Origin of the sequence: Catonella massiliensis, assembly GCF_016651435.1 — a bacterium.
GTDB classification, from domain to species: Bacteria; Bacillota; Clostridia; order Lachnospirales; family Lachnospiraceae; genus Catonella; species Catonella massiliensis.
On the sequence record NZ_JAEPRJ010000001.1, the window covers coordinates 1,295,538 to 1,310,746 of the forward strand.

At 39.6% G+C, this 15,209-nt stretch carries 11 protein-coding genes; all 11 read right to left on the minus strand.

Annotated features, from left to right (window positions below; all coding sequences use genetic code 11):
* Positions 1-2 precede the first annotated feature (2 nt).
* The 11 genes from JJN12_RS05805 to frr all read right to left on the minus strand — a co-directional run bounded on the left by JJN12_RS05805 (position 3) and on the right by frr (position 15,176).
* Entirely contained in the window at positions 3-1,067 is a 1,065-nt protein-coding gene (locus JJN12_RS05805; RefSeq protein ID WP_208428798.1) for an ABC transporter permease, read from the minus strand.
* Positions 1,060-2,559 carry an ABC transporter ATP-binding protein gene (locus JJN12_RS05810; protein WP_334298338.1) on the minus strand — a complete coding sequence of 500 codons (1,500 nt, stop codon included), beginning with the start codon at positions 2,557-2,559 and terminating at the stop codon, positions 1,060-1,062. Before JJN12_RS05810 ends, JJN12_RS05805 begins: the two co-directional genes overlap by 8 nt.
* Positions 2,560-2,823: 264 nt before the next feature.
* The gene (locus JJN12_RS05815; RefSeq protein WP_208428800.1) at positions 2,824-3,975 is read right to left on the minus strand and encodes a BMP family lipoprotein; all 1,152 of its coding nucleotides are present in this window, start codon (positions 3,973-3,975) and stop codon (positions 2,824-2,826) included.
* A 121-nt stretch (positions 3,976-4,096) separates the two neighbouring features.
* Complete coding sequence (gene udp / locus JJN12_RS05820; RefSeq protein ID WP_236013711.1) at positions 4,097-4,879, minus strand: uridine phosphorylase; 783 nt, start codon at positions 4,877-4,879, stop codon at positions 4,097-4,099.
* A 173-nt stretch (positions 4,880-5,052) separates the two neighbouring features.
* A complete protein-coding gene (locus JJN12_RS05825) occupies positions 5,053-9,447 on the minus strand; it encodes a PolC-type DNA polymerase III (RefSeq protein ID WP_208428801.1) in 4,395 nt (1,464 codons plus the stop codon).
* Position 9,448: 1 nt separating this feature from the next.
* Positions 9,449-10,525, minus strand: a complete 1,077-nt coding sequence (gene ispG, locus JJN12_RS05830) for a flavodoxin-dependent (E)-4-hydroxy-3-methylbut-2-enyl-diphosphate synthase (RefSeq protein WP_208428802.1) — start codon at positions 10,523-10,525, stop codon at positions 9,449-9,451.
* A gap of 3 nt (positions 10,526-10,528) precedes the next feature.
* Entirely contained in the window at positions 10,529-11,827 is a 1,299-nt protein-coding gene (gene rseP / locus JJN12_RS05835; RefSeq protein WP_208428803.1) for an RIP metalloprotease RseP, read from the minus strand.
* 14 nt (positions 11,828-11,841) lie between these two features.
* Positions 11,842-13,008, minus strand: coding sequence for a 1-deoxy-D-xylulose-5-phosphate reductoisomerase (gene dxr / locus JJN12_RS05840; RefSeq protein ID WP_208428804.1), 1,167 nt, complete (start codon positions 13,006-13,008; stop codon positions 11,842-11,844).
* Complete coding sequence (locus JJN12_RS05845; RefSeq protein WP_208428805.1) at positions 13,008-13,838, minus strand: phosphatidate cytidylyltransferase; 831 nt, start codon at positions 13,836-13,838, stop codon at positions 13,008-13,010. The genes dxr and JJN12_RS05845 overlap by 1 nt, the downstream gene beginning before the upstream one ends.
* Positions 13,839-13,841: 3 nt before the next feature.
* Positions 13,842-14,573: an isoprenyl transferase gene (locus JJN12_RS05850; RefSeq protein ID WP_208428806.1), complete on the minus strand. Its 732-nt coding sequence runs from the start codon at positions 14,571-14,573 to the stop codon at positions 13,842-13,844.
* Positions 14,574-14,621: 48 nt separating this feature from the next.
* Complete coding sequence (gene frr, locus JJN12_RS05855; RefSeq protein ID WP_208428807.1) at positions 14,622-15,176, minus strand: ribosome recycling factor; 555 nt, start codon at positions 15,174-15,176, stop codon at positions 14,622-14,624.
* Positions 15,177-15,209: the final 33 nt, after the last annotated feature.

Sequence of the window (15,209 nt, forward strand, 5' to 3'; positions counted from 1 at the left end):
TATCATGCCTCCTTCTTTTTGGTAACTTTAAGAAACAAGTACTTGAATACGTGTGAAATAGCTATGAAAATAATTACACAGCCCATGATTATACTAATAATCTGTGAAGGAACCTGAACCATATTTAGCTTAGATCCTCCAAACTTCATGGCTCCATAGAATAACCCAGCAAATATACATCCTATAGGGTTAGAGCTACCAATAAGGGCTACAGAAATACCCTCAAAGCCATAGCCTTCCTGACCTGCAAACTGTACAAGTCTACCACTCTGTCCCATAATCTGAACCGCACCACCAAGTCCAGAAAGTGCTCCTGATATACAAAGTGCGGTAAGAATTGACTTATTCGCATCTATTCCCGCATAATCAGCAGCATGCTTATTAAATCCCACTGCTTTCAGCCTATAACCAAGAGTGGTCTTCTCTATAATAACCCAAATAGCTACAGCAGTAACTACAGCTATAACTATACCCCAGTTGGCATCAGGGCATTTAATGCTGTCAATCCAGGTTGCAGGAAAAAGTATCCTTGCACTGTCTTCAAGGTTCTTTGAGGCCTCGCCTCCCTCGACCTTTATATCTTTAAGGTTAACTACGAAATTAGATAGATAAAATGCTATCCAGTTAAACATAATAAATGATATAACCTCGTGAATACCACGCTTTACCTTCATAAGGCCGCATAAGAATGACCAGAAGGCTCCGGCTGCCATGGCCGCTATTATACATAGAGGAACATGGATAACTGCGGGCAGTTTCACAAGAATTCCAACGAGAGTAGCTGCTATGCTTCCAACAACAAACTGTCCTTCAGCACCTATATTGAATACACCGGTTCTAAAGGAAAATGCTACCGAAAGACCTGTTAGTATGATAGGTGCTGAATAAACCAAGGTATACATCAAGAACTTTGGCTTACTAAATACACTTGAAATCAGCTTACTATAGGCCACAGCAGGGCTTATGCCTGCGATAACCAAGAAGATGGCACCAATAAGGAAACCGATTATAATGGCTATAACGGTATATAGGAAATTGCTTTGTAAAATGCTCTTTTTCTTATTCACTCTGCTCACCTCCTGCCATCATATATCCAAGTTCACCTTCTTTTGCCTCTTTTGCCAGCATACTTCCTGCTACTTTACCGCCGCTTATAACAACTATTCTGTCTGAGAGGTTCATAATCTCATCAAGCTCAAAGGAAACAAGCAGTACCGCTTTTCCCTTATTTCTCTGCTCAACAATATACTTATGCACAAACTCAATAGCTCCGACATCAAGACCTCGGGTTGGGTTAACTGCTATAAGTAAATCCTTATCGTTGGTAACCTCCCTAGCTATTATAACCTTTTGCTGGTTGCCTCCTGAAAGGCTTCCAGCAGGATTAGCCTCAGCACCTCTTGGCCTGATGTCAAACTTATCCATCATCTTGGTTGCGTGCTCTCGTATAACTTTACGGTCAAGTATAAAGCCTTTTGAATATGGTGCCTCATTGTAATGCTGTAAAATGAGATTATCTTCGATTGAAAACTCAAGGACAAGTCCATGTTTTTGCCTGTCTGCAGGGATACTTGAAAGACCATCCTTAAATATTTCGTTAGGTGTCTTGTTGAAGATATCCTTGCCATTCATAGTAATTTCACCGGAATCAGCCTTTTTAAGACCGCTTAATATCTCAACCAGCTCTGTCTGTCCATTTCCATCAACACCTGCAAGACCAACAATTTCACCTGCTCTAACTGATATATCAAAGCCTTTAAGTATCTCTACTCCTCTATAGTCTCTTGCCCTCACATTCTTTACCGAGAGGACCTCTGCACCAGGTTCCTGCTCCTTCTTTTCTACCTTAAAATTGACATCACGGCCTACCATAAGGGCTGCCAGCTCAGACTCGCTTACTTCGTCCACTTTGACAGTATTGATATATTTTCCCTGGCGGATGATTGTACAGTTATCTGAACAGGCTTTTATTTCTTTAAGCTTATGCGTAATGATTATTATACTCTTGCCGTCTTTGGTAAGATTTTTAATAATTACCATAAGTTCGTCTATTTCCTGCGGTGTAAGTGAAGCTGTAGGCTCATCAAGAATAAGTATGTCAGCACCTCTGTAGAGCACCTTAAGTATCTCAACTCTTTGCTGCATTCCCACCGAAATATCTTCAATCTTGGCATCAGGATCTACCTGCATACCGTATTTTTCAGATATCTCAAGCACCTTTTTCTTTGCAAGCTTGTAGTCAATCTTAACACCTTTAACCGGCTCAATACCTAAGACTATGTTTTCTGTAACGGTAAATGGCTGTATAAGCATAAAATGCTGATGTACCATACCTATACCAAGCTCTATGGCGTGTTTAGGGCTTGATATATCTACTTTTTCACCCTTAATATAAATCTGTCCGCTAGTAGGTCTGTACATACCGTAGAGTACATTCATGAGAGTACTTTTTCCTGCACCGTTTTCACCAAGTATGGAATGAACCTCACCCTTATGCACAGTTAGATTAATTCCGTCATTAGCAGTAAAACTTCCGAATTTTTTTACTATGTTCTCCATTTTAACAGCAATGACATTTTCATCAATATGACTTTCACTGCCCACAGCCTTACCTCCCATTTTCTGATATTTTGACTATCATATTCTCAAAATAATGTGTTAGATATAAAACACTGTTTTCAAAACATGATATTATCAATTATCTGCAACTACCGCAGAATGCAAGCGGTAGCTGCAGAAATTACCTTTCTTTAACAGCTCTGTAGCTATTAAATAACTATAACTACAAATAAAAGGTAAAGAAACCATCAGGTGACAGTTGGATTAGTCTAATTCGTACTTATCGCCATATTCTTTTTCAAATTCAGCCTTTGTACCAGGAACAACGATTTCTCCACTTAATATCTTAGCCTTAACTTCTTCTACCTTCTTAAGTACGTCCTCAGAAAGAAGCTTGGTAGTAGGTGCTATGTCTACACCACCCTTTGAAAGGTCATATACAACTTCTCCGCCTTTAAGAGTACCCTCTACAAGCTGTTTAACTGAATCATATACAGCGTTGTCTACCCTCTTCATGGCTGATGTGATAACTGTATCAGGAGCTAATGAGCTCTGGTCTGTATCTACACCGATGGCTGATATCTTATTCTCCTGGCAGGCCTGGATAACACCAACACCTGTACCGCCTGCTGCGTGGAAGATAACATCTGCTCCATTGGTAATCATTGTTGTTGCACTTGTCTTACCAATAGCAGGGTCTGCAAAGTTATTTGCATCTATCTGCTGAACTGTTGCCTTTGGATTGGCTGCATATACACCCGCAAGGTAGCCATAGCCGAACTTGTTCATCATTTCACTTGCCATACCAAGTACAAAACCTACATTATTCTTCTTTGTAACAAGACCTGCTACATAGCCAACAAGGTAAGAAGCCTGCTCCTGCTTGAAGGTAAGGCAGGTAACGTTTGGAAGTGATGCATTGGAAGCATCATCAATGATGGCAAACTTTTTATCAGGATGAGACTCTGCAGCCTTCTTTGTAGCCTCAGCAAGCTTGAAGCCAACGCATACAATAAGGTCATAGTCTTCATCAACAAAGCTTTCGATGTTACTTGAGTAGTCAGCATCAGTCTTTGACTCAAGGTAGTTAATCTCTACACCAAAATCTGTCTTAGCCTTCTCGAGTCCCTTCCAGGAGGTCTCGTTAAATGAATGGTCATGGATACCGCCCACATCAGTAATAAGGCCAACCTTTAAGTCAGACTTAGCAGTCGTGGTGCTGCCTGACTTAGCTGATGAAGCACTTCCGGCTGCACTTGTAGTACTAGCTACACTTGTAGTACTAGCTGTACTTGTAGTAGAGGTGGTCTTTGAAGCACTCTTTGTGCTTGCGGAATCCTTTGCCTGTCCGCCACAAGCTGCTAATGAAAGCACCATAACTGCAGACAGAGCCATTGATAAAAGTCTTTTTTTCATTTCTTTTCTCCTTTTTTAAGAAAGTTTTATGTTATACTGCCTTTTGGCAGCAGTAACCAAATATTAAAAAGTCTTGATTTAACAGTCAAAAATTGTACTTATCTTTTCACTGTATGGCAGATTAATTGTTGTCCTTATCTTGACTAATCAATAGTCTTATGGCACCTACGGCAGTAGCGATGGCTGCCTCTGTATCGTGTACCTGCTCATTTGGAAGATTTTTCTTAGCCCTTTCCTGATTGGCTACAACAAGGAAACAAGAGCCTACCCTTACCCTAAGAAAGCTTCCGGCAATAAATAAGGCAGCAGATTCCATTTCAGAAGCAAGACAGCCCATTCTAAGCCAAGCCTGCCATTTGTTTTGAAGCTCATAGCTAACAGGCATAATCTCAGGTTCATGCTGTCCAAAGAATGAATCCTTACACTGAACTACTCCAACATGGTATCTTTCATTAAGCGCCTTTGCAGAATTTATCATGGCATTCATTACATCAATGTTGGCAACTGCAGGGTACTCTATAGGAGCAAATTCGCGGCTCGTACCCTCCATACGGATGGCACCGCTTGCAATGACAATATCTCCTCCCATAACCTCATCCTGCATACCTCCACAGGTTCCAACTCTTAAGAAGGTGTCTGCTCCGCACTTTGAAAGCTCATCAATTGCAATGGCTGCGGATGGACCACCTATTCCTGTCGAGGTAACGCTTACCTTGACACCGTCCAAGGTTCCTGTATATGTCACATATTCTCTAACATCAGACACAAGTACGGGGTTATCAAAGTGGGCTGCTATCTTTGCGCATCTTTTAGGATCTCCGGGAAGAATAACATATCTTCCTACATCGCCTTTAGCTAAGCCTGTATGATACTGTTTGCCTGAACCCTCAGCATAATCAATCATGGTTTCCTCCAAACAACTTTCTTTTCTTTGTGAAGTTTGTATAATATTGTTTAATTATTAATTAGATTTTATATTTTTTTCATCAATTAATAAAGGACATTTGTCCACTTTTAACAAGTATTTGAAATTATTGTACCAAAATCAATTAATGATTTACGCCAAATGGCTAAAAATTAACCCATAAAGTCAAATAAAGATATCTGACTGGAGTTCGGCAGTTCATTTATAATACCAAGTTCCGTCATCTTGTCTATTGCTGTCTGAGTAGTGCCTTTTGCTCTTTGTTTAAGGTCGTCTTTTGAGAGAAATTTGCCCTTTTTAGCAGCCTCATAGAGGGCATAGGCTGCTTTATCTCCAAGTCCTTCTATGCTTACAAGAGCAGGCATTATCTTGTTATCTATAATCTGAAAATACTTCGGTTTTGCCCTATATATGTCAATTGGCATAAATTCGAAGCCTCTTGCATACATCTCAAGTACTATGTAGGCATCTCCCAGCACATCTTCATCTTTTTTATTTCTATGTCTTTTTTCTACCTTTTTTATTTCTTTTATAACGCTTAAAAGCTTTTCTTTACCAAAGCAGAATAAACCATAGTCAAATGCCTTTGCCCTTATACTAAAAAATGCAGAGTAATAGGCAAGTGGATGATATACCTTGAAATAGGCTATTCTAAAGCCCATCATTACATAGGCTGCAGCATGTGCCTTAGGAAACATGTACTTAATCTTCTTACAAGACCAGATATACCAGTCAGGAACGTTGTGCTCTGTCATTTCCTGCTCCCATTCTGGGGTGAGCCCCTTGCCCTTACGCACGCTTTCCATTATCTTAAAGGCATGTCCCGGTTCAAGCCCCATATCTATGAGATATATCATAATGTCATCTCTTGTACAGATTGCAGTCTTTAACTCGCATTTCCCTTCTGCTATAAGAGTCTGTGCATTACCTGTCCATACATCAGTTCCGTGAGAAAGACCTGATATACGAACCAGGTCTGAAAATGTCTGAGGCTTGGTTTCTCTAAGCATCTGCATAACGAAATCCGTACCAAACTCAGGTACACCAAGGCTTCCAAGGTCATAACCATCCAGGTCCTCCGCTTCTATTTCTAATGCCGTAAGCCCATGAAAGAGTGAAAGCACTTTTTCATCATCAAGCCTTATCCCCTGTGCATTCACTCCTGTAAGGTCTTCAAGCATCCTTATCATGGTAGGATCGTCGTGTCCCAGTATATCTAACTTCAAAAGATTGTGGTCAATTGAGTGATAATCAAAGTGTGTTGTAATTATAGGTGTACTCATGTCGTTGGCAGGATGCTGAACAGGTGTGAAGGTATTGATATTTTCTCCAAGAGGAAGAACTACTATTCCTCCGGGATGCTGTCCTGTACTCCTCCTTACTCCTATACAGCCAAGAGAAACTCTTTCTATCTCCGACCTCCGCATAACTATGTTGTCATGCTCCTCATTGTACTTAAGTACATAGCCATAGGCTGTCTTATCCGCCACACCTGTGATTGTGCCTGCTCTAAAAGTCTGCCCTTCACCAAAGATAACCTCAGTATAAGCATGTGCCTTTGCCTGGTATTCACCAGAAAAGTTAAGGTCGATATCAGGCTCCTTGTCTCCATTAAAGCCTAGGAAGGTCTCAAAAGGTATGTCGTGTCCATCCTTTACAAGCGGCTCTCCACATACAGGACACAGCTTATCAGGCATATCACAGCCGCTTCTTCCTGAGTAGCTCCTTACTTCCTCAGAGTCAAAGTCAACGAAATGACAATGATTGCAGTAATAATGTGCAGATAGTGAATTAACCTCTGTAATACCAGATAAAAAGGCAACAAATGAGGAGCCTACTGAGCCTCTGGAGCCAACGAGGTATCCATCTTCATTTGACTTCCACACTAGCTTTTGAGCAATTATGTACATAACCGCAAAGCCATTAGATATGATTGATGTAAGCTCATGCTCTAGCCTGTCTACTACCTTTTTAGGAAGGTCCTCTCCATATATTTCGTAGGCCTTATCATAGCAGATTCTTCTAAGCTCCTCGTCAGAATTCTCAATGACAGGAGCACATTTGTCAGGTCTTACAGGCGAGATTATTTCAATCATATCTGCTATAAGATTGGTATTGGTAATTACCACCTCTTCTGCCTTATCCTTACCCAAGTAGGAGAATTCTTCAAGCATTTCTTCCGTAGTTCTAAGATAGAGAGGTAAAGGCCTGTCTGCATCCTTCATTCCCTTCGACCATAAGAGATATTTTCTGTATATCTCGTCTTCAGGATTTAGAAAATGTGCATCACAAGTAGCAACAACAGGTTTGTTATATTTTTCACCAAGACTTACTATTTTTCTATTTATTTCTCTTAAATCTTCTTTATCTGTAATATCAGGGACTCTATCATTCTCAATCATAAAGCTGTTGTTGGCAAGCGGTTGAATCTCAAAATAATCATAGAACTTAGCCAAAGCTTCAATCTCATCCTCACCATGCCTTCTAAGAACTGCCTGATAAAGCTCTCCTGCCTCACAGGCTGAACCAAGTATCAGTCCCTCTCTATGCTTCATCAAAAGACTTTTTGGAATTCTTGGACGTCTCTGAAAATAGGTAAGATGAGAAAGTGAAACCAGTTTATAGAGGTTTATCCTGCCTATGTCATTTTTTGCCAGGATAATGATGTGGGAGGTACCCATTTTCTTGATTGTTTCAGTATCAAATCCCTCTTTAGTATTAAAATTGCTAAGGAGTGAGTTACCAAACCTCTCATTTGCAAGCTCACAGAGTTTGATATAGATTTCAGCAGTGCAGCCAGCATCGTCAACTGCCCTATGGTGGTGCTCTAGTACAATTCCCAGTCTCTCAGCCACTGTATCAAGCTTATAGTTCTTAAGTCCCGGAAGAAGTACCCTTGACATGGTTACTGTATCCGCTATGGTAAACTCCCCCTTAAGTCCAAGCCTCTCCATATTTTCAAATATAAAGCTCGTGTCAAAGGATGCATTGTGTGCAACTAAAAAACAGCCTTTACAAAATTCTAAAAACTTTGGAAGAACAATGTCAATCTCAGGCTCATTTATAACCATTTCCTGAGTAATGCTTGTGAGCTTGGTTATTTCCTCAGGTATGCTTTGCTTGGGATTAACAAAGGCAGAAAATTTTGAAACAATTTTTCCATCCTCTACTTTTACAGCTCCAATTTCTATTATCCTACAGTTTTTAGGACCAAAGCCTGTTGTTTCTATATCAAAAACAACAGCAGGATCTGTGAACTTCTGTCCTTTGTCCATCCTTACAGCAGGAGAAACATCATCTACTACATAGCCTTCCACACCATAAATAAGCTTAAAATCATTCATTTTAAGCTTGTCTTTTGCATGAAGAGCATTGGTAAAGCCCTGAACTACTCCATGGTCAGTAATTGCAACAGCCTTATGTCCCCAAGCAGATAGGGTTTTAAGAAGTGTGCCTGGATCAATTACAGCGTCCATCTCACTCATGTTTGTATGAAGATGAAGCTCAACCCTCTTCTTTTCGCTCTTGTCTATACGCTTTACTGTAAAATCTTCTGTTTCCTTGATGCCCTCCACCTTACTTAAGGTAAGCTCATTATCAAAAGGGTCCATCTGTACATCTGCACTTATTTTAATAAAGGCACCTGGAGAAAGCCTTTTCTTAAGCTCTCCCTTTTCTTCAGGGGATGCCCATATTTTGCAGGTAATGCTATCCGTAAAATCAGTGATTACGATAGAAATAATAAATCTTCCTGTTTTTGTTTCTCTCTCATCAAGCTTAAGGATTCTGCCTCTAACAATGAGGCTTCTCTGCTCTTCTGTAATGTCCTTTAACAAAACAGATGCTCCATCAAAGTTTTTACCGTAAATTACAGAAGGATCAAGAGGGATTGACTTCTTCTTAAAGCCCGAAGGTGCACTAAATGCTTTCTTACCCTTATCTTCTGACATAGGCTTGTTATTAGCCTTAGGCTTAGAAGTCTGCTCTGCCTGAGGCCTTGTAGCAAGTATTTCCTCTATGGTAAAGCTGTCCTTTTCTTCTTTTTCCTTTTCACTTATCTCTCTAAACTTAAGGTGGATGGAGACTTCCTTGTTATATCTTTTTAGAAATATAAGCTCAAGCCATGCGGATATTTCCTTTAGTTTTTCCCTGATTATGAAATTATCCTCATTTTCTATATATATCGCAGTATCATCAAAATCTATCTTACTTTTATTTAGAATATTGTAGTATATCCTACCCTGTTCATTTAATTCCTCAAGGATACTTGGCTTATTTTTTTCAAATATATTTTTGACCAAATAATCCGATAAGTCATATCTTTCCTCAATTATTACTGTCTGCTCCTTAGAAGTAAATATCTGGCCTTTAAGTGCAGACTGCATAGAAACAATATGACTCCTTTTAAGAGGAGATAGGCCCTTTATTATTACTGTAATTTCACCTCTTGTCTTTGATACAACTACCTTTTCAACCGATATTTCATTATAAGCTCTTTCAAGCTCTTCATTTATAACCAGGTTGTTAAAAGCCTCATGAAAATCCATCTTACTTTCCTTCCTTAGCTTTTAATATATCAAGCTCTTCCTTAAGTCCCATAAGAAGCTCAGACTCAGGAAGTCTTTTAACAATTTCTCCTTTTTTAATGATGAGACCTGCGTTTTTGCCTCCGCAGATACCAAGGTCCGCTTCCCTTGCCTCGCCCGGACCATTTACCACACAGCCCATAACAGCAACCTTTATGTCTAACTCCATATACTCCTCAAGCAGTTTATTCACCTTTTCTTCAAGACCTATAAGGTCAATATCAGTACGGCCACAGGTTGGGCAGGAAACTATCTCAGCTCCGCCCTTTCTAAGCCCAAGAGCCTTAAGTATCATCTTGGCAGACTTAATCTCTTCTACAGGGTTGCCTGTAAGTGATACCCTGATGGTATCTCCTATACCCTGATATAAGATGATTCCAAGTCCTACACCCGACTTGATATTGCCCGAAATAAGAGAGCCTGACTCTGTGATGCCAACATGCAAAGGAATATCGGTCTTCGTTGCAATTAACTCGTGAGCCTTGATACATTCCATTACATTTGATGATTTTATGCTTATAACGAGGTTATGATAATCCATATCTTCTATAAGTTTAGCATTGTTTAATGCACTTTCTACGAGAGCCTCACTGGTAACCTTGCCATATTTTTCAAGAACTTCCTTTTCAAGAGAACCGCTATTTACACCAACTCTTATAGGCACCTGATACTCTTTGGCAACATCTATTAAAGCCCTTAGTTTCTCCTCTGAGCCTATGTTTCCAGGATTTATTCTGATTTTATCAGCTCCGTTTTCCATAGCCGCTATAGCAAGGCGGTAATCAAAGTGGATATCAGCTACTAAAGGAATATTTATAGCCTCTTTAATCTCCTTAAAGGCAAGGGCTGCCTCCATATTAGGAACTGCACATCTGATTATGTCACAGCCTACCCTCTCAAGCTCTTTAATCTGAGCCACTGTAGCCTTCACGTCTTCTGTCTTAGTATTTGTCATTGATTGTATTAAAACAGGATTACCGCCACCGATAACCCTGTTTCCAATCCTCACTACTCTTGTAGTCTTGATTTCATTTACCATAATTTATCCTATAATTCTCAAAATATCATTGAACAATACTGCTACCATAAGCAACATAAGGAGAACAAAGCCAACAAAGTGTACTCTTCCCTCCTTGTCCGGGTCAACAGGCTTGCCTCTTACTGCTTCTATTATGAGGAATACAAGTCGTCCACCGTCTAAAGCAGGGATAGGAAGTAGATTCATAACTCCAAGGTTGGCTGATATAAGTATACTTATGCTTGCCATACTAATGAGGATGACCATAATACCATCATTCTTACTCTGCTCGTAGGAATTGCCAATCATATTTACTATACCGACAGGACCCGCTATTTCTTTAGGCTTTACTCTTCCTGTAACCATCATTTTAAGAGATTCGATGGTTGTAACCACCACATATTTGGTCTCGTTCAATGAGTAATATAGGGTACCGCCTATTCCTAGCTTTTCTCTTGCAGTATTGCTTACAAGTCCCAAGGTATAAGAAGAACCTGCACTTTTAGGAGTTACTGTTATCTCCTCTGTATTTCCTGTATCAGCCTTCTTAAGTGTAATCTTTACTTCTTTTCCGTCTAAAGGAGAAGAAACGAAATAGTTATTAAGTTCAGTTCCTGACTTGATGACAGTTCCGTCTACAGCAGTGATGACATCACCTGCGACTGCGCCTGCAGCCTTTAGTGCACTGTCATCTGTAAGGCTGTCAATGGCTGCCTCACCATCTCCCGGAGAATAGGTAAATCCCATGTAAAACTTTTCTTTTTCCTGAGGCTTTACAGTAAAATCAAGTTTTTCATCTCCTCTTTTTACCTCTATCTTCACGTCCTCATTAGATAGTGGATGAAATACAAAGTAGCTTGAAACCTCCCTTCCGATATTTATGGAAGTTCCGTTTATCTTAGTAATGACATCTCCTGCCTTAAGTCCTGCCTCTTCAGCGGGATAGCCCTTTGTTACGCTAACAATATTACTTTTGTCTACTCCTATCGAGCCGATTACAAAGAGGGAAAGTAAAAATGCAAGGATGAAGTTAAATAATGGTCCTCCGAAAACCGTCCATATCCTTACCCACACAGACTTATTGGCAAAGGCACCTTCATCATCACTTGACTCATCCTCACCTTCCATCATACAGGAACCGCCAATTGGCAGTAGCTTCACAGACCACTTTGTCCCTGCTGCATCAAAGGAGAAAAGCCTTGGTCCCATACCAAGTGAGAACTCATTTACCTTGATTCCTCCAAGTCTTGCAAAAAAGTAATGTCCAAATTCATGAATAATTACTACTAATGAAAATATTAAAATAGCCCAAACTATGTTCAAATCGTTCACCTTCCTTACATACTGCTTTTTACACCAAGAAGAATCTCGCCTTGGATTCTTTCTATGTCATCCACGCTAGGATCTTCTATCTTTATGTGTTTATTTAAGTTTTCTTCTATGATATTAACGATATCTAAATATCTGATTTTTTTCTGTATAAATAATGCCACAGCCACCTCATTGGCCGCATTAAAGACAGTAGGGAGGCTTCCTCCCTCGGTAATAGCCATAAAGGCAAGGCTTAAGCCCTTAAACTTCTCCAAATCAGGCTTAATAAAGTCAAGCTTTGATATGGCAAAAAGGTCAAGGTAATTGTCTGATACAAATCTTCTATGAGGATAAGTAAGTGCATAGGATATGGGAAGCTTCATGTCAGGGACTCCAAGCTGAGCTATTACGCTGCCATCCTCAAATTCTACTGCTGAGTGTACTATGCTTTGAGGCTGAATAACCACCTCTATTTTGTCAGGCTCAGTATCAAACAGCCATCTTGCCTCACAGACCTCAAGCCCTTTATTCACCATGGTTGATGAGTCAATTGTCACCTTTGCTCCCATCGACCAGTTAGGATGCTTCAAAGCCCTCTCAAGAGTCACATCCTTTAACTCTTCCTTAGGAGTATGTAAAAATGGGCCACCTGAGGCTGTAAGCAGGAGTCTTCTTATCCTATTATCTGCCTTTCCTTGTAAACACTGGAATATAGCACTGTGTTCACTGTCCACAGGATAGATATTAACCCCTTTATCCCTGGCAAGCTTTATTATGATATGGCCTGCACAAACGAGAGTCTCTTTGTTGGCAAGGGCTATATCCTTTCCAGCATTTATAGCTGCTATCGTAGGTCTAATACCTATCATGCCTACAACAGCTGTAACAACTATATCAGAGTTCTCGTAAGCAGCCGCTTCAATCAGCCCCTCTACTCCCGTTACTATCTCAGGCATTTTACTTAGTTTTTTTTCAGCGATAGCAACCTTAAGCATATCTTTAAGTTTGCCTGCTTCTATTATATCAAAAATGCAGACAAATTCAGGGCAAAATTCTAAAATTTGTGTGAAAATTAGATTAATGTTTTTATTCGCGGTAAGTACAGTTACCTTCAAATCTTCATTAAGCCTTACTATGTCAAGCGTCTGAGTCCCAATAGAGCCTGTGGAACCTAAAATAGATATTCTTTTCATTATATCCTTCCTACCAGGTAAAGTGAGAGAAAATAAACTATGGGTGCAGTGATTATCATACTGTCGTATCTGTCAAGAATGCCACCATGTCCCGGTATTAAATGTCCATAGTCCTTGATATCATAATTTCTCTTAATTCCTGATGCAGCCAGGTCACCTATCTGAGAGATAACAGAGCCCAGTCCTCCAATTACTGCAAATATCACAATAAGGTTTTCTGATTTTCCTGTATAATTACTCATAATAAGTCCAAATATAACGCCTATAAGTGCAGAACCTAGAACTCCACCAATTGCGCCTTCCACCGACTTTTTAGGACTTAGTACCGGTGCCAGCTTATGTTTACCAAAGAGTCTTCCAACAACATATGCACAGGTATCAGAGCCCCAGGAGCTTACATATGCCATCCATGCAAGCCACTGTCCAAATGCTATGGTCTCACGGGTCTTAAATATAAAAGATATCATAACAGGTATATAAAATATACCAAAAATCGTACTAAATAGCTGGTTTGCAGTATATTTAGGATATTTTACTACGAAGACCAAAAGTGCCGCCACAACCACAATTGAAAATATCATAAGCTCAGGCACCTTAAAATCAATTATAGCATTTGGTCTTGTATCAATATTTATATACCACGCAAATGCGCCTAAGTATCCTACTGCAGCAAGTGTAGTATCTTCAAATTTCATAACCTTATATAGCTCATATAAACCAATCAATGATATCAAAAATAAGGCAACAAGCAATAACTGCCCACCAAAATACATAGTCACAAATGTAAATACTAAAAGCAGAATTCCACTTATAAGTCTAGTCAGAAACATAGTTCATCCTTTCTTAATACCGCCAAATCTTCTGTCTCTACCACTGTAGAATTCAATGGCTTCTTCTAAATCTTTTTTCCCAAAATCAGGCCAAAGAGTATCTGTAAAAAAATACTCAGCATAAGCAAGCTGCCAAATAAGATAGTTAGACAATCTCTGCTCCCCACTCGTTCTAATCATAAGATCAGGATCAGGAATATCCGCAGTATCCAGGTTATCGCTTATGGTATCCTCAGACAGTTTTTCTATAACTTCTTGATAAGTCAAGCCTTCTTTTTCAGCAGATATAAGTATATTCTTAAAAGCTCTTCTAATATCGTCTCTACCGCCATAGTTAACGGCAATCTGAAGCTGTAAGCCTGTAAAATCCTTAGATATATCTTCAAGCTTAGCTATCAGTGAGTTAAGTTCATCTGAAAGCCTTGATTTATCGCCTATTATCCTAACTCTCATATTGTTTTTTACAGAGAGCTTCATTGCATCCTTCATATATTTTGCAAGCAGCTTCATAAGTTCATCAACCTCATCCTGTGGACGCTTCCAGTTTTCAGTTGAAAAAGCATACATAGTAACATATTTAATGCCCAGATTAAATGCAGCCTTACATACAGGCTCTACATTGTCACAGCCTTTAAGATGGCCAAAGGTTCTAGGTAAGCTGCGTTTCTTTGCCCATCTTCCATTACCGTCAAGTATAATGGCCACATGCCTAGGAATCTTCTCTTTTTCACCCATATCTTATCCCAAAAAGAGGGTGCGGATAAACCGAACCCCCATTTAATATTATACTGTCATTATTTCCTTTATCTTATCTTCTGTCATCTTGTCGATTTCATCAGAAAATTTATCTGTTATCTTCTGAATCTCATCTTCAAGGCCTTTAAGATCATCCTCTGTAATCTCGTTAGCCTTTTCCTGCTTTTTGAAGTGATCGACAGCATCTCTTCTTATATTTCTTATGGCTATCTTGGCATTTTCAGCCTTTTTCTTGATATCCTTAGACAGCTCTTTACGTCTATCCTCTGTGAGCTCAGGAAAAACAAGCCTTATAGACTTACCGTCATTATTAGGAATTACACCAAGGTTTGCCATATTAATCTCTTTCTCAATAGCCTTGATAAGACTTGCTTCCCAAGGTTGAATCTGGATGATTCTCGCCTCAGGAACTGAAATGTTGGCAACCGACTGTATAGGTGATGGCTGTCCATAATAATCAACCTTTATCTTATCAAGAATATGAGGATTTGCTCTCCCCGCTCTTATAGTAATGTACTCTTCACTAAGATTATTAAGCGTTTTATTCATCTTGTCTTCATACATTTTTGTTGCTTCTGACATAAGTAACCTCCCCGGGTTTATTCTATATTTAGT

Excerpts from the sequence above, each read along its gene's own strand:
- JJN12_RS05850 (WP_208428806.1), bottom strand. The coding sequence starts at position 14,573 with ATGGGTGAAAAAGAGAAGATTCCTAGGCATGTGGCCATTATACTTGAC.
- JJN12_RS05825 (WP_208428801.1), bottom strand. The coding sequence starts at position 9,447 with ATGGATTTTCATGAGGCTTTTAACAACCTGGTTATAAATGAAGAGCTT.
- frr (WP_208428807.1), bottom strand. The coding sequence starts at position 15,176 with ATGTCAGAAGCAACAAAAATGTATGAAGACAAGATGAATAAAACGCTT.
- JJN12_RS05810 (WP_334298338.1), bottom strand. The coding sequence starts at position 2,559 with ATGGAGAACATAGTAAAAAAATTCGGAAGTTTTACTGCTAATGACGGA.
- dxr (WP_208428804.1), bottom strand. The coding sequence starts at position 13,008 with ATGAAAAGAATATCTATTTTAGGTTCCACAGGCTCTATTGGGACTCAG.
- udp (WP_236013711.1), bottom strand. The coding sequence starts at position 4,879 with ATGATTGATTATGCTGAGGGTTCAGGCAAACAGTATCATACAGGCTTA.
- JJN12_RS05815 (WP_208428800.1), bottom strand. The coding sequence starts at position 3,975 with ATGAAAAAAAGACTTTTATCAATGGCTCTGTCTGCAGTTATGGTGCTT.
- ispG (WP_208428802.1), bottom strand. The coding sequence starts at position 10,525 with ATGGTAAATGAAATCAAGACTACAAGAGTAGTGAGGATTGGAAACAGG.
- JJN12_RS05845 (WP_208428805.1), bottom strand. The coding sequence starts at position 13,838 with ATGTTTCTGACTAGACTTATAAGTGGAATTCTGCTTTTAGTATTTACA.